Source organism: Spiroplasma endosymbiont of Panorpa germanica, assembly GCF_964019765.1.
Lineage (GTDB): Bacteria > Bacillota_I > Bacilli_A > Mycoplasmatales > Mycoplasmataceae > Spiroplasma_B.
The window spans coordinates 525,373-545,640 of sequence record NZ_OZ026461.1 but is presented as its reverse complement, the minus strand read 5'-3'; the positions used below and the strand labels follow the sequence as shown (position 1 = coordinate 545,640).

The 20,268-nt window shown below is 29.8% G+C and carries 22 protein-coding genes; 19 read left to right on the top strand and 3 right to left on the bottom strand.

Annotated features, from left to right (window positions below):
• The first annotated feature begins 1 nt into the window (after position 1).
• The 7 genes from nagA to AACK87_RS02460 all read left to right on the top strand — a co-directional run bounded on the left by nagA (position 2) and on the right by AACK87_RS02460 (position 6,684).
• On the top strand, positions 2-1,156 hold the full coding sequence (nagA, locus tag AACK87_RS02490) for an N-acetylglucosamine-6-phosphate deacetylase (protein WP_338971164.1): 1,155 nt from the start codon (positions 2-4) through the stop codon (positions 1,154-1,156).
• The gene (locus AACK87_RS02485; protein ID WP_338971162.1) at positions 1,119-1,736 is read left to right on the top strand and encodes a hypothetical protein; all 618 of its coding nucleotides are present in this window, start codon (positions 1,119-1,121) and stop codon (positions 1,734-1,736) included. The genes nagA and AACK87_RS02485 overlap by 38 nt, the downstream gene beginning before the upstream one ends.
• A complete protein-coding gene (locus AACK87_RS02480; RefSeq protein ID WP_338971159.1) occupies positions 1,729-2,709 on the top strand; it encodes a Gfo/Idh/MocA family oxidoreductase in 981 nt (326 codons plus the stop codon). Before AACK87_RS02485 ends, AACK87_RS02480 begins: the two co-directional genes overlap by 8 nt.
• 1 nt (position 2,710) lies before the next feature.
• Positions 2,711-3,370: a deoxyribose-phosphate aldolase gene (gene deoC, locus AACK87_RS02475; RefSeq protein WP_338971156.1), complete on the top strand. Its 660-nt coding sequence runs from the start codon at positions 2,711-2,713 to the stop codon at positions 3,368-3,370.
• Between the two features lie 124 nt (positions 3,371-3,494).
• Positions 3,495-4,454, top strand: a complete 960-nt coding sequence (locus AACK87_RS02470; RefSeq protein ID WP_338971153.1) for an L-lactate dehydrogenase — start codon at positions 3,495-3,497, stop codon at positions 4,452-4,454.
• Positions 4,455-4,585: 131 nt separating this feature from the next.
• Positions 4,586-4,723 (top strand): hypothetical protein, encoded by a 138-nt coding sequence (locus AACK87_RS02465; protein WP_338971150.1) that lies wholly within the window; start codon positions 4,586-4,588, stop codon positions 4,721-4,723.
• Between the two features lie 77 nt (positions 4,724-4,800).
• A complete protein-coding gene (locus tag AACK87_RS02460; protein WP_338971147.1) occupies positions 4,801-6,684 on the top strand; it encodes a PTS transporter subunit EIIC in 1,884 nt (627 codons plus the stop codon).
• Positions 6,685-6,693: 9 nt separating this feature from the next.
• Here the strand turns inward: AACK87_RS02460 and coaBC are convergent, their stop codons facing one another.
• Positions 6,694-7,866, bottom strand: coding sequence for a bifunctional phosphopantothenoylcysteine decarboxylase/phosphopantothenate--cysteine ligase CoaBC (gene coaBC, locus AACK87_RS02455; RefSeq protein WP_338971144.1), 1,173 nt, complete (start codon positions 7,864-7,866; stop codon positions 6,694-6,696).
• 154 nt (positions 7,867-8,020) lie between these two features.
• Here coaBC and rpsU point away from each other — a divergent pair, with 154 nt between their 5' ends.
• The 7 genes from rpsU to arcC all read left to right on the top strand — a co-directional run bounded on the left by rpsU (position 8,021) and on the right by arcC (position 14,764).
• Positions 8,021-8,185, top strand: a complete 165-nt coding sequence (gene rpsU, locus AACK87_RS02450) for a 30S ribosomal protein S21 (protein ID WP_025251067.1) — start codon at positions 8,021-8,023, stop codon at positions 8,183-8,185.
• Positions 8,186-8,255: 70 nt separating this feature from the next.
• Complete coding sequence (gene ruvA / locus AACK87_RS02445) at positions 8,256-8,831, top strand: Holliday junction branch migration protein RuvA (protein ID WP_338971135.1); 576 nt, start codon at positions 8,256-8,258, stop codon at positions 8,829-8,831.
• Entirely contained in the window at positions 8,812-9,768 is a 957-nt protein-coding gene (gene ruvB, locus AACK87_RS02440) for a Holliday junction branch migration DNA helicase RuvB (protein ID WP_338971132.1), read from the top strand. Before ruvA ends, ruvB begins: the two co-directional genes overlap by 20 nt.
• Before the next feature lie 121 nt (positions 9,769-9,889).
• Positions 9,890-11,077: an arginine deiminase gene (locus AACK87_RS02435; protein WP_338971129.1), complete on the top strand. Its 1,188-nt coding sequence runs from the start codon at positions 9,890-9,892 to the stop codon at positions 11,075-11,077.
• Between the two features lie 28 nt (positions 11,078-11,105).
• Positions 11,106-12,101 (top strand): ornithine carbamoyltransferase, encoded by a 996-nt coding sequence (gene argF, locus AACK87_RS02430; protein ID WP_338971126.1) that lies wholly within the window; start codon positions 11,106-11,108, stop codon positions 12,099-12,101.
• An 83-nt stretch (positions 12,102-12,184) separates the two neighbouring features.
• Positions 12,185-13,771: a YfcC family protein gene (locus AACK87_RS02425; RefSeq protein WP_338971124.1), complete on the top strand. Its 1,587-nt coding sequence runs from the start codon at positions 12,185-12,187 to the stop codon at positions 13,769-13,771.
• Between the two features lie 60 nt (positions 13,772-13,831).
• Complete coding sequence (gene arcC, locus AACK87_RS02420) at positions 13,832-14,764, top strand: carbamate kinase (RefSeq protein WP_338971121.1); 933 nt, start codon at positions 13,832-13,834, stop codon at positions 14,762-14,764.
• Between the two features lie 34 nt (positions 14,765-14,798).
• On the opposite strand, the gene AACK87_RS02415 is transcribed toward arcC, so the two are convergent.
• Together AACK87_RS02415 and AACK87_RS02410 are read right to left on the bottom strand one after the other, a co-directional pair.
• Positions 14,799-15,296 (bottom strand): isochorismatase family protein, encoded by a 498-nt coding sequence (locus AACK87_RS02415; RefSeq protein WP_338971119.1) that lies wholly within the window; start codon positions 15,294-15,296, stop codon positions 14,799-14,801.
• A 14-nt stretch (positions 15,297-15,310) separates the two neighbouring features.
• Entirely contained in the window at positions 15,311-16,162 is an 852-nt protein-coding gene (locus tag AACK87_RS02410) for a hypothetical protein (RefSeq protein WP_338971117.1), read from the bottom strand.
• Positions 16,163-16,257: 95 nt separating this feature from the next.
• On the opposite strand from AACK87_RS02410, the gene AACK87_RS02405 reads away from it, so the two are divergent.
• The 5 genes from AACK87_RS02405 to AACK87_RS02385 all read left to right on the top strand — a co-directional run bounded on the left by AACK87_RS02405 (position 16,258) and on the right by AACK87_RS02385 (position 20,188).
• Positions 16,258-17,181 carry a hypothetical protein gene (locus AACK87_RS02405; protein ID WP_338971114.1) on the top strand — a complete coding sequence of 308 codons (924 nt, stop codon included), beginning with the start codon at positions 16,258-16,260 and terminating at the stop codon, positions 17,179-17,181.
• Between the two features lie 62 nt (positions 17,182-17,243).
• Positions 17,244-17,831, top strand: a complete 588-nt coding sequence (locus AACK87_RS02400) for a YqeG family HAD IIIA-type phosphatase (RefSeq protein WP_338971112.1) — start codon at positions 17,244-17,246, stop codon at positions 17,829-17,831.
• Positions 17,818-18,999, top strand: coding sequence for a ribosome biogenesis GTPase YqeH (gene yqeH, locus AACK87_RS02395; RefSeq protein WP_338973121.1), 1,182 nt, complete (start codon positions 17,818-17,820; stop codon positions 18,997-18,999). The genes AACK87_RS02400 and yqeH overlap by 14 nt, the downstream gene beginning before the upstream one ends.
• A gap of 12 nt (positions 19,000-19,011) precedes the next feature.
• Positions 19,012-19,968 (top strand): ROK family protein, encoded by a 957-nt coding sequence (locus AACK87_RS02390; protein WP_338973119.1) that lies wholly within the window; start codon positions 19,012-19,014, stop codon positions 19,966-19,968.
• Between the two features lies 1 nt (position 19,969).
• Entirely contained in the window at positions 19,970-20,188 is a 219-nt protein-coding gene (locus AACK87_RS02385; protein WP_338973117.1) for a DUF896 domain-containing protein, read from the top strand.
• The last annotated feature ends 80 nt before the right edge of the window (positions 20,189-20,268 follow it).

Sequence of the window (20,268 nt, the reverse complement as noted above, 5' to 3'; positions counted from 1 at the left end):
GATGATATTAAAAAATGCCAAAATTGTTTTGGAAGACAAAGTAATTAACAATGGTTTTATCGAAATCAAGGACAATAAAATAGTAAATATCCAAGAGGGGAGTTGCAAATCTGAGGGGGTAGACCTAAAAGGTCAATGAATTTTGCCCGGATTTATTGATGTTCACGTTCACGGAGGATATGGTGTAGATTTTGAAACTGGAACAGTTGAAGGATTTAACAAATTTGCTCAAAATGTTAGTCGCGAAGGAATAACTAAATATTTGCAAGCAGCTGTGACGAATAGTTTGGATGATAATAAAAGAATTCTTAAGGAATTTGCAATTTTTGTTGAACAACAAAAACAACTATCTCAGTCACAATGTCTTGGAGCTCATTTGGAAGGACCATTTATTTCTCCACTAAGAAAAGGTGCTCATGCAGAAAACCTTTTAGTTAATCCTGATATAGAAATAATGAAAAATCTAATTGATTTATCAAAAAACAATATTAGAATGCTAACTTATGCAAGTGATCTACAAAATGGTGATTTCACTAAATTCTTGTTAAAAAACAATGTGATTCCAAGCGCAGGACATAGTAATATGCATGCTAATGAATTTGAAAAAGATTATCAATTAGGACTAAAACATGTGACACATTTATTTAACGGAATGAGTGGAGTTAGTCAACACGAACCGGGATTAGCTACAGCTGCACTTTTAAGAGATGACGTTGTTGCTGAAGTAATTAGTGATGGGATTCACATTCAACCAGAAACTTTGCAATTGATTTATAAAATAAAAGGACCTGGTGGAATCTCGATAATAACTGATGCTATGAATGCTAAAGGTTTAAAAGATGGGAATTATAAATTGGGAACTTTAGAAGTTGAGAAAACCGGAATGAAAGTTGTCCTTAAAGGAACAAATACCTTGGCTGGAGCTGGAGCCAACTATGATTATAATGTGAGATATTTTAGAAGTGTTTGTGATATTGAGATGACAGATTTGATCAAGATGACATCAATTAATGCTGCCAAACAATTAAATATTTATAAAAATACTGGAAGTATTGCTAATAATAAATTAGCTGATTTAGTAATTTTGAATGAAAAATTTGAAGTAAGTATGACAATTAGTGAAGGGAAAGTCGTTTACCAAAATAATGAATCCTAGAAATTATATTTACGCTAAATTTATCTTAACTTTATTCTTTGTTTTAAATTTACTAACTTATGTTTTAGGGATAATAATAAGTAGCAAAGCGGAAATAACAGAAATTTATTTGCAAAATGTTCGTAAGACGATTTACATTTTCATGGGTCTAACAATTTTGCTAGGAACAATTTATGTTATTATTTTACTTTACTTAAAAAAAACCTCTTCTTACACGCTAAATCGAAGTGACAAAATTTACTTGTGAATGGTTTTAGGATTAATTATTTTAACCATTATTTTGCAAATATTTTTCACTAGTTATTTTGTAATCAATTTGAAGTTAGATCAAATAAAAATTCCAGCAATTGTTTTACTTTCTCTAACAATTTTAATTAGTGTTATTACCTCAATTTTAGAAACTTTTAGTAGGATTAATGAAACTGTAGCTTGAAATCGTCAACAGACTTTAGCTTCTAAAACAGAAACACCAGAGCCAAAAAAAATGTCTAAAAAAGTTGAGGTATCTAAAATAAAAGAAACTCAAATTAATAACAAAGACAATCCATTTGCCATTGAGGAGGAAGAAATCAATGATTAAAATAGCTACAATTGGAACAAGTGATGTATGTAAACAATTTGTAAATGCTGCTAAAAAAAATGTTGCTTTAAAAATTGCTTGTGTTTATTCTAGAAACTTGCAAAAAGCCAAGGATTTTATTGCAGAGTGCGAAATCAAAACGGCTAAAGCAGTTGATAAATTCGATGTCTTAGTTGATGAAATTGATGCGGTTTATATTGCATCTCCAAATGGTTTGCACTACGAACAAGCTAAATACTTTTTACTTCAACAAAAACATGTTTTTGTTGAAAAACCACTAACACTTTCATTCAATGAAGCAATCGAATTAAGTCAGATTGCTAGTAAGAATAATGTGATTTTGATGGAAGCTATGAAAACTATTCATTTACCCCAATATAAACAATTATCTGATTGAGTACAAAATAACAATCCCTTTATTGCCAACTTATCTTTTAATCAATATTCTAGTCGAATGAAAGATATCAAAAAAGGGATTTATGAGTCAGTCTTTGATATCAATTTGGGTAAAGGTTCAACATATGATACTTTAATTTATCCAGTGGAATTGGCCATTAGTTTATTTGGTCCTGTTAAAGAAGTAAAGGCGATGGCTCATTTTTTACCCAATAATGTTGCTTTAAACAACTCAGTTATTCTTAAGCATCAAAATGATACCCTAGTTAACATTACAAATTCAAAGGCAAGTTATGGTAAAATAGGGTCAGAATTTCTATCAGATGAAGAAACTTTGGTTTTTGAAGGACTAACAAGGATTAGTAAAATTTTTATTTCTCAGGGAAATGGGGAGCTTAAAAAGGTTTTTGTCGCAGATCAAAAACAAGAAGCTTTTGACTATGAAATTCAAACTTTTGTAGAAATGGTATTAAATCAAGAATTCGATTTAAGAGATTATCTTTTAGAATTATCAATTGAATCAATTAGAGTATTAAATATGATTGAAAAAAATCAAGAAAGAATCGGAGAAAACTAATATGAATTTAAATAAATATATAGACCACACTTTATTAAAAGCAGATGCTACAGAATCGCAAATTATCAAATTATGTGAAGAGGCTAAGGAATTTGATTTTGCCACAGTTTGTGTTAATCCATATTGAATAAAACTTGCTAAGAAAAACTTACAAGGAAGTCAAGTAGGAATTACAACTGTAATTGGTTTCCCATTGGGAGCAAATCACAGTGATGTGAAAGCCTGTGAAACAAATCAAGCTTTAAAGGATGGGGCAACTGAAATTGACATGGTTATAAATATTGGAGCTTTAAAAAGTCAACAATATGATGTAGTTTTAGAAGATATGAAAAAAGTTAAAAAAGCAGCGGGTTCAAATATTGTCAAAGTAATTTTTGAAACAGCACTTTTAACAAAAGAAGAAATTATCAAAGCTTGTGAATTAGCGGTTGAAGCAAAATTGGATTTTGTTAAAACCTCAACTGGATTTTCAACTCAAGGTGCTACAATTGAAAATGTCACTTTAATGAAAAAGACCGTTGCTGGAAAAGCCTTGGTAAAAGCAGCTGGAGGAGTGAGAAATTTACAAGATGCTCAAGAAATGATCAAAGCTGGGGCAGACCGTTTGGGAACAAGCGGAGGAGTTGCTATAATTCAAGGTCAAACCAACGAAGGTTACTAAAAATTAGGAGATTTTTATCATTTCGATATTTTTTTAATTATTAAAGTGTTATAATTTTTTGGTAAGCAATCTGTGTTTGTTTATAAAGAAGAATAACCTAATGAATAGGTAAGAGGAGAAGAAAATGAAGAAGAAATCTAATAAAGTTGTATTAGTTGGAGCAGGTGCGGTTGGAACATCTTTTATGTATTCTGCAATTAACCAAGGAATTGCGTCTGATTATGTGCTAATAGATGCCTTTCCACAAGCTGCCCAAGGTAATGCTTTGGATTTAGCCGACACAATGGCTGTTTTACCAGTGCCTTTTACATCAATTAAGGCCGGAGATTATTCAGATTGTAAAGATGCTGATGTTATTGTAATAACTGCTGGTAGACCTCAAAAAGACGGAGAAACTAGACTAGACATGGTTGCAGGTAATGCAGTAATCATGAAATCTATTGCTCAAGAAATTAAAAAATCAGGTTTTGATGGGATTACTGTAATTGCATCAAATCCAGTGGATGTATTAACTCAAATTTATCAAGAAGTAACTGGATATGATCAACATAAAGTTATTGGATCAGGAACTACTTTAGATTCAGCTCGTTTAAGAAGATTAGTAGCTGAAAAATTAAATGTTGGAGCTGAATCTGTAAATGCCTTTTTAGCTGGAGAACATGGTGATTCTTCTGTGGCTGTTTGATCACACGCCTCAGTAATGGGACAACCAATTAGCAAATATATCGCTGATAAAGTAATTACTCAAGCTGATTTGGATAAAATTAGAGACGAAGCTGTTCACATGGCTTATAAAATTATTGAACTAAAACGCGCAACATTCTACGGAATTGGTGTTTGTTTAAGCAGAATTGTTAAAGCGGTTCTAAGAAACGAACGTACAACTTTAATGGTTGGTGCTAAATTAAATGGTGAATATAAAAACAAAGATTTATATACAGGAGTTCCTGCAATCATTGGTGAAAATGGATGAGAAAAAATTATCGAATGAAATTTAACTGATGCAGAACAAAAAATGTTTAATGAATCATGTGCAACTTTAACAAATTCAATTGCAAAAGCAAGAGAAGCTATTAAAAAATAGTTAAATTAATTAGAAAAACTCAAAGCGCTTTTACTCTTTGGGTTTTTTTCTTTATTAATACAACATAAGAATTAAGGCCTAAGTGTAAGAAATTGTATTATAAAATTAATTTTTAATGGGAAATTTAAAATATGAAAATAATATGTTGTGGTGCAAGAGATTTTAAAGTGGCCGCATTACATAATACCATTAAGAATAAGTTTGAAAAAAGTTTTGAAAATATTATAGAACTAGTTGCAACTATAAATTGTAAAAATCCAATTAAATAATTGATGAAAAAACTTCTCATTAGGGAAGTTTTTTTGTATTATTAGTGTATAGTAATTTAAATGAGCGGGGAATTAAAATGTCAGATTCAAAAAAAATGTCAAGCTTTGCCATTAAAGACTTTAATGCTGTCATAATCTCTGGGGTTTTAAAAAAAATTGGATCAAGTCTCTTTGTTATAATAATACTAATGCCTTTTTTTGGATTAGCACTATCAATAGGAAATATTATAGCAACAGCTAATGGTAGTGTTAATCAGGCTTCAAAAGTTTTCACCACAATTGGGGGAATTTTATTTAAAAATTTAGGATTCTTTTTTTGCTTGGCGTTAATTTTTGGTTTTACAAAAAATAAGAGCTTGGCAATTATCGCTGGGGCAATCAGTTATATAATATTTATCATTTTTATAAGTTCTTTTATTAGAGAAAATAGTGATGGAACAATCAATTTGTGATTTTATAAAAATCAATCTAAAAGTTTGATGATAGATAGTTTCTTTGGAATCCCAACTCTACAAACAGGAGTATTGGGAGGAATGATCATAGGCTTAGTCATAATTTTATTTAATAACTATTTTAGGAATATTAAAGCGCCAAGTTACTTGAGTTTCATTCGTAGGGAAAGTTTCATTCTCCTAATTAGTCCTATAATCGCGATTGGTTTAGCGGCAATTTTTATTTTAGTCTGACCACTTGTTATAATCGCTTTAAATATATTTGGTTCTTGAACGACAAAACTACCTTGAGGAATTGATAGTTTTATTTTTAAGTTTGTGCAAAGAGTTTTAGTAATTTTTCAAGGTCAAGTTATATGGCATGGGCCATTTTGATGAACAAGTGTTGGAGGTTCTCTAATTGACTATCAATATTTAGTTCTTCAAAATTATGTGGCTGATTTAATTGGTCAAAATAGCGGGAATTTATTTTTACAATGAGGAATTAGTGATGGCTTGCGAAATCAAGATTTAATTGATGCAGTTATTAATGAAATGAAGATCCAAGAATATGCTAGTTTCATTCCACAAGTGCAGGCTTGATGATATTCTACTGGACCTGATTTTTGAAATACTCAAGGAGACCAAATTGCTTCTGTTTTAGTGTTGAATAATAATTATGTAAATATTCAAGATTTTTGAGCTGTGGGGCTTAAATTAACGCGATTTACAAGTGGTGGGTTTAGTAATTCGATGATAGTTCTTCCAGCAATAGCTTTTGGAATGTTTTTGAACTTGGATAAAAATAGCCAAAAAGAGAGAAGGGGTTATTTTATTGTAGCAGCCTTAATGTCTTCGATGTTAGGAATTACTGAGCCAATCGAATTTCTATTTTTATATTCTAATCCATTAATTTATTTTGGATTTTATGCCCCGATGGCAGGATTGCAAGCAATGGTTGCTAATTTACTTGAAATCAAAATAGGATCTACATTTTCAACAGGACTTTTAGATTTTGTTACCAACGGGATTCTGCCAAGTTTAACAAATCAAAATCAAGACATGAGAATCTGATTAATATTTGTAGTTGGAATAGTAGCTGGTGTTATTTGCTTTGTAACTTTTTGACTGGCATATAAAAAAACGAGTATCAAGTTAACATTAAATCAAAATCTTGAAACCTTGAAAATGAAAAATGAGTTTTTAAAAGAAAAGGTGATTTTTCAGGAGTTAAACCAGACTTTTGGTGGCAAAAAAAATATCCTAAAGCTTGAAATAGTTGATTCTGAATTGTTTAAAATAGCTTTACAAGATACTATAATTGACTTTAAAATGGCTAAGAAAAATCAATTCATTGAATATATCAATTTAGACTCAAAAGCTATTATAGTAAAAATTAATAAAAACTTCTCAAGTTATGGAACTGATTTGTGAATCTATTCATTTAATGAATCTATTTCTAATTCTAATGATTATAAAATTGCATACAAAGAATACAAAAAAGAACTTAAGTTAAGAAAATTAACTTAAGTTCTTCAGTTAAATATAATCCTCTATTATATTCAAAATATCTAAAGAAGTCTCGGCTTTTGATTTTGGTAAAAAATTAATAACTTTTTTAGATTTAGAAATTAGTATTTTAATCTCTGTTTGATTATTGCTCATAGCTGAAGTTAGATTTAAAATTAGGATGTCCAGATTTTTTTCAGCCATTTTAATTCAAGATTTTTGCAGATCAAAATCGTTTGCTAGTGAAAAGCCAACCAGAATTTGATTCGTTTTAATCTTGCCAAGCTCTCTTAATACATCAACACTCTCTTTTAAATCAATTTTATAGTTTTGAATATCAATGCTTCGCTTATCTAATTTTTTATCATAATAATTTGAAAACTCAAAATCATTTAAGGCGGCAGCACAAATAACTATTTGTGATTGAGAAAAATTATCAACCATAGCTTCTAGCATTTCTTGATTAGTTTTGACTCTCTTCAAATTAGAAATGCTTTTGATGTCAAAGTCGCAATCACCAACTATTGCTTGTGTTGGAACTGAAAATTCTTTTAATACATTTAATATTTCCAATCCCATTTGACCAGAACTTTCATTAGTTAAATAGCGGATTTTATCAAGATAAGTTCGAGTGCGACCAAAATTAATTAGAACTTTTTTATTCCTTAATTTTAAGTACTTATTATTATAAGATTCAATAATTTCAAAAGCTTCTTTGGGTTCTAATGATCTTCCGATTCCGATTTCACCACTGGCTAATCTTCCGGTCTTTGGCTCAATTCAATGAATTTTATTATCAGCTTTAAGTAGGTCTTTATTTCTTTCGAAGATGGGGTTCAAATACATTCTTGAATTCATGCTTGGGAATAACCAACTATGCGAACTACTTGCTGCAAAAATTAAAGATGGTAAATCATCACAAATCCCTGATGCTATTTTACCAATAAAGTTATAGGTTGCAGGATAGACGATATTAAAGTCTGATTCATAAGTTTTAGCAATATGTTCACCAGTACTGTGAGGATCATAAAAATCTTTTTGAAAAATATCACTATGAATAGGGGTATCTTTAAAATCAACAAAATATTTCGCGTTTTTCGATAACATTACACTTACATCGTATTTTTTCTTTAGTAAGAGATACAACTCATAACTCTTGCTAGCACCGATCCCACCAGTTACAATTAAATTGATTTTTTTCATGAAAATACCTCGTTCTAAGTTTAATTTTACTAAAATTAGTGTTAAAATTGTTAAAATGATGCGATAAAGATAAACTTTTTTAAACTTTATCAAGTTTTTAGTTGAAATATTTGTTGAAATTTTATAAAATTTAAATGAATTGGAGTTGAAAAAGATGGCTAGTGTTACTTTACACGAAGGTGAACCAATCGAAAAAGCATTAAAACGTTTTCAAAAAGTTGCTTCAGCAAATAAAGCAGAAGCTCGTAAACGCGAATATCACTTAAGTAAAAAAGAAAAACGTATTTACAAACAAAAACAAAACCGCAAATTTGGCTAGTCCAAATTTTTTTTATTTTTAAGGTTAATATTCTGAAAAATATCCCGATTAGCATTTGGGGAACATTTTTATGCATTATGTAATTGGTAAAATTCAAGAAATAACAAGAAAATATCTAATAATTCAAACAGAACAAAATATCGGATATAAATTTAATCATTTTAAGGTTTTAGGTGACGAAGATTTTAACCAGGATCATCCAAAAGACAGGGTTTATTTAGCTGAAGTAAAATCAGATTTTGAATCATTTATTTATTGTTTCAGAAACGAGCAAAGTCAAAGCCTCTTTTTAGAGCTTAATAAAATCAAAACTGTTGGAACCAAAACCGCCAAACTAATAATGAAGAATTTTAGATATGAGGATTTTTTAGAAATTGTTAGAAATAATGAATACGAGAAACTTGAAGATTTGAAAAATATTGGTTCTTTTACCGCAAAGGTTATTATTAACGAGTTACAAAAGGTTTACTTTAAAATTACTTATAACTCTAAGCAACTAAGTGTTATTGAAAGTTTGCAAAAGCTTGGATATAACCAAAAAAGAATTTATCAAGCAGTCAGTAAAATTGATAACAATTTAAAAATTGAAGAAATGTTTCAAAAAGTTTTAGGAAGAGTGGTTGAAAATGAGCAGTCAAGCTTTTAGACCCAGAAATTGAAAGGAATATTTTGGTCAAGAAAATATTATTAATAATTTAAAAGTTTATGTAAGTTCTGCTAAAATTCAAGGTAAGTCACTGGATAATATTTTAATTCATGGTCCGAGTGGAATGGGGAAAACTTCGTTAGCTTATCTTATATCAAAAGTTATGGGACAAAAAATTCATATTTTAAATGGACCAAGTTTGCAAAAACCAAGTGATCTTATATCAACATTAACTTCTATTAAAGAAAAAGAAATTCTTTTTATCGATGAAATTCATGCCGTTACTAAAGAAGTTCTAGAAATACTTTATCCCGTTTTAGAAGAAAATAAATTGAGTGTAATAATTGGTAAGGATTATAACTCAAAGGTTATAAATTTAAAAATACCTGATATCACAATAATCGTGGCAACCACAGAATTAAATAAATTGCCTTTTCCTTTTTCAAATCGATTTGCGATAAATTTACATTTAAAAAATTATAATGTAATTGAAATAAGCCAAATAATTCTTAATGCTAGTGAAAAAATCGGATTAAAATTAACCGATAAACTAGCAGTTTTTCTAGCTAATCATTGTAAACAAGTTCCAAGAGTTGCTATTAATATTTTAAAGCGTATCTATGACTATATAATTTATGAAGAAAATGAGGTAATAACCGAAGAACGCTTAAAAAATATTTTGGCTAAAATGAATATCTATGATTATGGATTAACTGATATAGACATAAATTATCTACTTATTTTAAAAGAATATCAACCGATCGGAATTGAAACAATTTCACACATTGCTTCAACTCCGATTTCTGTCATTTTATCAGTTATTGAGCCACCATTACTTATTCAAAATCTAATTAAAAGAACATCAAAAGGTCGGATGTTGACTGATTCGGGATTAACGGTTTTATTTAAAAATAATTTTCACCAAAAGAAAGAATAATATCTGGTAATATTTCTAAAAAGTATTGATTTTTATTTTTAAAGTGTGATAATAGGGGTGAGTTGAATTTGGGGGTGGTTCCTAGAGTAGTAGTAAAAAACATGAAGGAGGATTTGTCAATATGAGCAAAATTAATGTATTTTCTGAAATAGGAAAATTAAAAGAAGTTTTAGTACACCGTCCAGGAAATGAACTAGAAAACTTAACACCAGATTTACTGGATCGTTTATTATTTGATGACATACCATTCTTAAAAGTAGCACAATTTGAACATGATAGGTTTACCAAGTTGCTAACAGAAAATGGTGTTGTTGTTAAATATATAGAGAATTTAGTGGCAGAAACACTTGACCAAAACCCAGATTTAAGAGATGGTTTTATTAACAAATTTATTGAAGAAGCAAAAGTTAAAAAAGAATACGCTAAAGATTTTAAAGACTTTTTATCAAAAATGTCAAATATCGACATGGTAAGACAAATGATTGGTGGAACTAAAAAAATAGAATTGGATGAAAAAGATAAAACAGAATATCCATTTATAGCCGATCCATTACCAAACGTTTTATTCCAAAGAGATCCATTTGCATCAGTTGGTAATAAAGTTACAATTCACAAAATGTGAAGTGAAACAAGAAATCGTGAAACTCTTTTTCCAGACTTTGTTTTTGATAATCACAAAGATTATAAAAATAATGTAGAAAAAGTTTATCAAAGAGAATATAAAGACTTTATCGAAGGTGGTGACATCTTGGTATTGAATAAGGAAACTTTAATAATTGGAGTTTCTCAAAGAACAAGTCACCAAGCGGTTGATAAACTTGCCGAGAACTTGTTCAAAGGAGAAGAAACATTTAAAAAAATTATAGTATTAGATTTACCAAAAACTAGAAGCTACATGCACCTAGATACAGTTTTCACAAATATTGATTTTGATAAATTTATTGTGCATCCATTAATTTTCGATGCAATTAGTGAATTTAAAATATTTGAAATAACAAAAGAAGGAAAAACAGAAATTAAGAAACCTTTAATTGAATTTTTAAGTTCAATAGTTGGAAAAGAAGTTCAACTAATCAAATGTGGTGGTTCAGATGAAATTGCTGCAGGAAGAGAACAATGAAATGATGGAACAAATGTTATAACAATTGCTCCAGGTAAAGTAATTGCTTATGAAAGAAATTGAGTAACAATTGACTTACTAAAAAAGGCTGGGGTTGAAGTAATTGTAACTCCAAGTAGCGAACTTTCTCGTGGTAGAGGTGGTCCTCGTTGTATGACAATGCCTTTAGTAAGAGAAGATTTAAAATAGAAATTATTAGTTTGGAGAAAGAAAAAATATGGCCTTAAATTTAAGAGGAAAAAGTCTTAGAACTTTACTAGATTTCTCACCAAGAGAAATTAGATATTTATTGGATTTAGCAAGAGATTTAAAAAGAGCTAAATACGCAGGAAATGAAATTCCAAAATTAGTTGGTAAAAACATTTGTCTGTTATTTCAAAAAGACTCAACAAGAACAAGATGTGCGTTTGAAGTAGCTGCATTAGATCAAGGGGCTAGAGTTACGTATTTAGGACCTAGTGGTTCGCAAATGGGTAAAAAAGAATCTGTTGAAGATACTGCCAAAGTTCTTGGTAGAATGTATGATGGAATTGAATTTAGAGGTTACAAACAAGAAGATGTTGAAATTCTGATAAATCATTCAGGCGTTCCAGTATTTAACGGTTTAACCGATAAATATCACCCAACCCAAATTCTAGCCGACTTTATGACAATCATTGAAGAACGCGGAGAATTAAAAGGTAAAAAATTAGTTTACTTTGGTGATGCCAAAAATAACATGGGAAATTCATTGATGATCGGGGCCGCTAAAATGGGTATGCATTTTGTGGCAGCTGCTCCTAAAAAATATTGACCCGAAGATAGCTTAGTAAAAGAGTGTCAAGCAATCGCAAAAGAAACTGGAGCTAAAATTGAATTTAACGAAGATCCAAAAGCTGCAGCAAAAGATGCTGATGTTCTATATACTGATGTTTGAGTTTCAATGGGAGAACCTGCAGAAGTTTGAGAATCAAGAGTTAAAGAACTAAAACCTTACCAAGTAAATATGGATTTATTGAAACAAGCTAAATCTGATGCATTATTTATGCACTGTTTGCCTGCCTTCCATGACCTAAATACTGAAGTAGGGATAGATATTAACAAAAAATTTGGTTTAAAAGAGATGGAAGTAACTGATGAAGTGTTCCGTTCAAAAAATTCAGTTGTTTTCGAAGAAGCTGAAAACCGTGTTCATTCAATAAAAGCTGTAATGGTTGCAATGATTGGAAATTAACAAAAAAATAGTAAAAAACTATTAATTTAAATGATTATTGTTTAAAATAAACATTATATCTATTTAAGATAGAAAGGTTTTTTATGACAAAAAAAGAAAAGAAAAGTTCTGGACAATTTGAAACAAGTTCAAATTCCAGATCGGGTAAAAAAAAGAAATTTAAAATGCCCACGTCGTTTACGATATTGTTTTTCATAATATTTGTTGTTGTTATATTTACGTGAATTGGTAGTCTATCTGGGTGAACTTATAATTTAAGAAGACCCATCGCATGAGAATCTGACGGTTCGGGTAATCCAATTCCAAATGAATGAGAAACAGTAAGTCAAACTGTAAAAGGAACCGGTATATTAGATATTTTCTTGGCAATGACCAAAGGGTTTGTTGACAAGGCTGAAATTAATATTTTCATAATCTGTTTGGGAGGATTCTTAAGTATAATTATGAAAACAAAAGCTTTAGAAGCTTTTACCCAATCAATAACTAGAAAATTAGGGAAAAACGCAATTTGAGTAATCCCAGTATTAGTTACTTTCTTTAGTTTCTGTGGTTCAACTTATGGTATGGCCGAAGAAACATTAGGATTTTATATGATTGTTATTCCTTTAATGATTGCAGCAGGATTTGATAGTTTTACAGCTCTAATGATTGTTTTATTTGGAGCTGGAACAGGGGTGGTTGCATCAACTGTTAACCCATTCCTAATCGGTCTAGCTGTTGAATCTTCAGGACTAGAAAATATAACAACTAGTACAGGAATGGCATTCCGTTGAATCAGTTGAGTTATTTTCACATTATTCACAATAGGATTTATTATGTGATATGCTAATCGTGTAAAAAATAATCCACAAAAATCTGTAGTTTTTGAAACTGCAGAAAAAGATAAAATTTTCTTCCTTGGTGAATCAGTTGAGGAAGTGAATTTCACTAAAAAAAGAATAGGAACACTTGTAGTTTTCTTGATCACATTCTTGATTATGATTTTATACCTAGTTGGTTGAGATAGCATTATTGGTGGGACCGGAGCTGCTGAAGCAGGAGAATGATTTAACAAATACGTATTCTTCTTATCTGGATTAATTCCAGGATTTGGAGAAGGTGGACTTGCAGAAGTTGCTTGTTTCTTCATAATCAGTTCTTTAATTGTTGCTTTGATTGATTGAAAAGGCGAAGAAGATTATGTTGACGGTTTCATTGCCGGAAGTAGAGATATGTTAGGAGTTTGTTTAGTTATCGCTGTTGCTGCTGGACTTGGTTTCATTATGAGCTCAAGTGGTATTCAAACTTTAATTATTACAGGACTTTCAAGTGGACTTGGTGGACTTGGAACACTTCCTTTTGTTATAGTTTCATTCCTTATATTCTTACCATTATCATTCTTGATTCCATCAACATCTGGATTTGCAACTGCAATATTCCCTCTATGAGGACCAGTAGCTGGAGGAATTAGTGCATCAGCTGCTAGTGGTTCGATCACTGCATTCTCGTTTGCTTCTGGAACTTTAAATTTATTTACTCCAACTTCAGGAGTTGTAATGGGAGCATTAGGAATTGCTAAAATAGAATACTCAAAACTATTTAAAGGTGCATGAATTTACATTCTAGGAACTGTATTAATTTCAATTGTATTATTATCGTTAGGTACATTATTACCTTCACCAATATTTTAGAATAAATTAAATATCACACACTACTGTGTGTGATATTTTTAATAAAGGAGACATTTTCATATGAGTAAAATTGTTGTAGCAATCGGAGGAAACGCACTTGGTGATAGTCCTGATGAGCAAAAACAAATAGTTAAAAATACAGCTAAGCATTTAGCGAACATTATTGCTTCAGGCAATCAACTTGTTATCGTTCATGGAAACGGTCCTCAAGTTGGAATGATTAATTTAGGTTTTGATTTAGCTCATAAAAGCGATGCTAAATCACCAATTGTTGATTTTCCTGAATGCGGAAGCATGAGTCAAGGTTACATTGGTTATCATTTACAACAAGCTCTAAAAAACGAGCTTAATAAAATGAAAATCAACAAAGAAGTTGGTAGTTTAATTACTCAAACAGTTGTTGATAAAAATGATCAAGCTTTTAGTAACGCAACCAAACCCATTGGTTCTTTCTATGATGCAAATACTGCAAAAGATTTAGCCAGAAAAAATAACTGGTCTATTAAAGAGGATTCAGGTAGGGGTTGAAGAAGGGTGATTGCTTCACCTAAACCAATTGATATCATTGAGAAAAATATTATTATATCAATGATTGAAAGCGGTATTGTTCCTATTGTTGCCGGAGGCGGAGGAATCCCTGTCTTTAAACAAGGGGAAGATTTAATTGGTATTGCAGCTGTAATCGATAAAGATTTTGCTGCTGCTAAGGTTGCTGAAATTATTGAAGCCGATCAATTAATAATATTAACTGCCGTTGAAAGTATTATGATCAATTATAAAAAACCTGAACAAAAAGCTTTAAGCGAAGTAACAAAAGATGAATTACTTGAACATATTAAGGATAACCAGTTTGCTCCAGGTAGTATGTTGCCTAAAGTTGAGGCAGCTATTAGTTTTGCAGAAAAGGGTAAAAATAATCTAGCCATCATTGGTAGTTTAGAAAAAGTTAAAGAAGTTTTAGCCGGAAAATCAGGAACTAAAATTAAGATATAAAAAAAGAATCCAAATAATGGATTCTTTTTAATTACTAAAAAGTTATTTTATCACTAAAACCAGCACAACCTTGTAAGTCTAAAGTGGTTTTATAGCCTAATTTTATGGCATCACCGACAGTTTTAGCTACACAAATATCAGTGGCAACTCCAACTACTATAATTTCAGCAATCTCTAACTCTTTCATTTTTTCATCAAGTCCATTGCTATTTCCTTTTTCATCAAAGAAGGCGCTATAACTTTCTGCATCTTGATTTTGTCCTTTTAAAATTGTAAAGTCGATATCTTTAGTTGGAATGCAAAGTTCTGCACCATTTGTATTTTTTTGACAATGTTTTCCTCATTTTTCAAATGAATAGTGATTTTCTGGGTGTCAATCTTTTGAGGCAAAAACAAATTGATTATCTGCTTTAAAACTATTTATCAGTTGATTTATATAATCTGCTAGTTTTTCTGCATTTTTAACATAAAGACTCCCTTTTGGATTTACAAAATCAAATTGGTAATCTACTATTAGTAAGGCTTTTTTCATTTTAATTTCTCTTTCTAAAATTTATTTTTGATTAAAATAGCTATTTTTATTCTGCTTTTAATGTCTCCAACTATTTGAGCTCCATTGGTGAAATTAATGAACTTCTCAGCGGTATTTTTAGTAAATCCTTGATCATTATTTAGATCAATTTCTTCGATATCTTTAGCGATTTCTTTGCTTTTGAACTGTTTAAAGAAGAGGCTAATTACATCAGCTTTTTCAAGTCTTTTTTCCAAAGTGACTTTCTCATCTTTTAAAATCAAAAACTCTTCCTTGAAATTTTCAAATTCACGATAGTTCATCTCAATTCATTTCTCAAAATTATCTATTGATTTTTTGATGCTTACATCTAAGACATATTCCAAGTCTTCAGTGTCAATTTCTTTTAGTTGGGTATTTGGGCCTAATTTGCTCAAAATATCATCAATTAAGTCTAAGCTATTTGATAACATTTTTATGATAGTTTCAATTTGAACTTTAACTATCACTTCACTTATATCCAAATCTCCATCAATCATTTCGCTAATCAGGTCACTATTGTTGATTGAGTTTTGCTCTGAAAATATTTTTGTCAAATCAAAGATATTGTTATTGCTGATAGTATAATTTTTAATATCTTGTATAGTATCTCAACTTTGTGATACGTCCTGAAATTTTTTATATACTGAATCGATCGCTTGAGGTTTAATCATAATTGCACTCGCATTATCAATTAAAGGATTATTTTCATTGTTTTCTCCATTTGTTAATTCTAGAAAATCCTTTTTAAGTTTTTCAATTTTTATCCCTAAATTATCCCTAAATCATGTTATACCAATTTCGTTAAGAAACTCTCCAAAATTCTTATCATTGTTAGTTTTTTTCATTTAAATCTCCAAAACTTCCTTACTTAAATGTTATAACATAATACTTTTAAAAAGTAGCATTAATTTGATATTATTTAATTAGAGAGAGTGATAACATGAAGAAATATTGTATAACTCCCAAGGAGGGGATGTTCTATTTAAACAATCATCAATTTTTCAAAATTGACCGTCCTAAGTTAAATTCATATTTGAATCAAATTAAGTTCCCAGCTATTGTAATTGATACAGAATTTTTTAACCATTCTCATGATCGAAACGATCCAAATAATGAAAAACTTTATAATGAGAATCGCAAAGACGTAGTTGTAGTTTTTCAGTACTCATTTATAAGTAATCTAAAAGAAATCACTACTAGAGATAACACGAAAGCGATTCAATCAGTTTCCTTAAAAAGAGGTTACAATGATAGCAGGTATGATTTTGAAGCTCAATACGAGAAGATGGTTAAAAGTTTTTTAAGCAATTGCATTAAGAAGAGAATCCGCACAATGATTGTTGCTGGAGGAACTAACGACAATAAAATTATCCAAGATTGAGCTGCAAAATACCATACTTTATTTAAAAATAAGAAAATAGATTTATTTAATTTTAGTACAAAATCACCATTACCAGATATCAACTCATTTGATATCTATAAGCCACTGGAAGAGGCTTTGGCTTTTTCCAATTTTAATAACAAAGGGTCTGAATTCCACGTTCAAAAATATCTAAAACCAGGGTGATGTGGAGAAGATATGATTTCAATTCCGGGCTTAAAGAAATTTTTTGATTATTTTGAAGACATAAATAATCATGACTTTCACGAGGAAAAGGATGTTTACCAACTTTCTTGTAAAGCTTTGGAGTTCTATAGTTATAAGAAGATTAGCTTAGAAAAATATAAATCTTTAAATAACGATATCAAACAAATTAGAAAACACTGTTACAACGATGTTTTAAAGTTACTATTGTTAATTGATTTTTTATATTCGTTCTCGTTTCTTCCATATAAAGATAATAAATATATAAAAAATGGGTAATTTTAGCACTTTATCAATAATTTCAAATATAATATATCTATGACTTAAAGGGGGAACTTAAAGTGAAAAATAAAAATAATAATCGAAATTTTTTACTTTTGAACTACTTTAAGCCCTCAATTTATCTTAGAAGTTACAAAAAAATAAATCTTAGCAGTTTGAAAAAAAGTGGAATTAAGGTAATTTTATGTGACTTAGATAATACTTTAATTGGTTGAAATCAAAGAGTTCCCAATGCTGATATAATGAATTTCATTAAAAACGTTAAGGAAAACGGTTTAGAATTTGTTTTGTTTTCAAATAATATTCGAAGTCGTGTTCAAAATTTTGCCAAAAAAGCTGGAATTGAAAATTACTTTTGAGATTGCAAAAAACCACTTTTAGGTAAAATGAAAGTTGTAAAAAAACTTTTACCATTTGATGATTCTGAAATGATTATGATTGGTGATCAATTAATAACAGATATTTTAGTAGCAAACCGAGCGCACATTAAAAGTATTTTGGTTTCACCAATTAGTAAAATTAACGAAGATAGCAAACTTGTAAAATTCCTTGAGAACTTTATTTACAAAAGCTTATCTCAAAAAAACATCCTTCAAGAAGGATTCTATACAGAAGGTGAAATAGGAGGTAACTATGAAATTCTCTAGTAAAAATATTGAAAATTTAAATGAAAATAAAGCCGTTACTTCAAATTCAAATGGTAAAAAATGTATTGGTTGTGGCCACTTTTTACATGTTGAGGATTCTAAAAAACCAGGATATGTTAAAGATATTAAGATTCAAGATTATTGTTTACGTTGCTTTAAAATTAAATACTATAATAGTTTAGTTGAACAAGAAATTAACGATAAGGACTTTATTGAAATTTTAGATAACATAAATAAAGAATCCAAAAAAATTCGTTACTACTACGTGATTGATATTTTTGACTTGCCTGGAAGTAGAATTACTTGATTGGAATCTTTGATAGCTAGCAAAGAGGTTGTTATTGTTATCAATAAAATTGATTTGATGCCAAAATCTGTAAAAAGAGAAAAAATATTAACTTATATAAAAAATTTATTCTCAGGAACTGCCTTGAAGGATTCAAAAATTATTTTATCAAGCTCACTAAAACCAGCTTATGTTGAAGAATTATTTAACGAAATTAAAAAAGTTGATTATGATCAGTATGTTGTTGGAATTTCCAATGCGGGTAAATCAAGTTTAATAAACGCAATGTTAAAGTCTAATAATCAGATTTCATCAATCGTTGCGAGTCGCTACGTTAATACAACTCTTGATCGCATTAAAATTGAGTTCAATGAAAAAAACACTATTTTTGATACACCAGGATTAGTTAAGCATCACCATATTGCCAATGCAACTCCTACTACTTATTGAGATTTCTTTTTCTTCACCAAAGAAATTTACCAAAAGACTTACCAATTAGAAGCGGGGCAAACAATTTTTTATGGTGGGATCGCTTGAATAACATTTCAAGAAGGTATTAATCCTTTAAATAATCATAGATCAAGAAACGCAACAAATTTTCACTTTTATGTAAATCGTAATTTACCATTACACCGAACCAAAGCTTTAAATGCGCAAAACTACTTTAGGAAAAATCGCCATTATTTAGCTCCAAGATTATCAGATAATGATGCTGAATTCGAAACCAAAGAATTCAAATTCACAAATTCTGAGAATGTGGATTTACACATTTCTGGATTAGGATGAGTTAATTTCAAAACTTATCCGGGACTAAAAATTTCAATAACTGTTCCAAAAACAAATATGGGTGTTAAAATACATTTGTTACCAGCACTAATTTAAGGAGATAAAAAAATGCAAAGTAATATATTATCAATTGATCTTGGGGGAACTAGTGCCAAGGTCGGAGTCGTTAATCAAAAGGGCGAGGTTCTTTTAAATTTTATTGTTGAAAATGATATGAATAACATTTTAGATAATTTGTATCAAAAAATTATTAAGACTTTAAAAGAAGACAAATTTAAATATGAAGATTTAGAATTAATAGGTTTTTCAACAGCTGGTTTTATAGATCATGGTGAAGGAATTGTTAGAATAGCTGGTAATTTAAACTGATTCGATTTTGATTTAAAAACTGAAGCTGAGAAAATTTTCAAAAAAAAGGTGCTGGTTCTTAATGATGCCAACGCTGCTGCATTAGGTGAGTTTTGAATTGGTTCAGGTAAAAAATATAATTCTGTAATTTTTTATACTCTTGGAACCGGGATCGGGGGTTCTATTATCATTAATGGTCAATTAATTCAAGGCCAGCACGGGTATGCAGGAGAATTTGGTCATGGTGGAGATATGCAACATGAGATTGATTGTAATTGCGGATTGAAACATTGTCTAGAACCAACAACTAGTGCTGTGGGTTTAAGTAAAGCAATTAAGAAATTTTGAAAAGAAAATCCTGACCATAGTACCATTAAATATTTCAAGAATCTTGATGAAGTTGAAATGAAAGATATCGCTAAGGTGTATCAAGAAAATAAATTTCCACAAGACTTAAAAAATTTAATTATCACCATTTATAAACCACTTCTAAATCATATGGCGATAATGACAAAAGCTCTAGATCCAGAAGCAATTTTAATTGGTGGAGGAGGTAGCAAGATGGGCGACCCTTTAGTTGATATTATCAAAAGTGGTTTAAAACCCTTGCTACTTCCAGTTTATTCAGCTGATTTAAAAATCCAAACTGCACAATTGGGTAACGATGCTGGAATAATTGGAGCATCATATTACGCAATTCAAAATAAGGACAAATAAGATGGAGAAGTTAATTAAAAGAATTAATGAACTAAGTGCAATAAGTAAATCAAGAGATTTGACTAATGAAGAAACTAATGAACGAAAGCAATTAAGAGAAGCTTACATAATTAATTTTCGAGAAGGATTCAAACAAAAACTTGATAACTTAAAAATTGTTGATGCTGATGGTAATGATATAACCCCAAAGCATAAGAGTAAAAACATTAATAAAGAATAAAAAAATAATTTGGCTGGTAAAAATTCCAAATTTTTTTATATTCTATAAAATTAGTTATATAATAATATTGTCAGGAGATT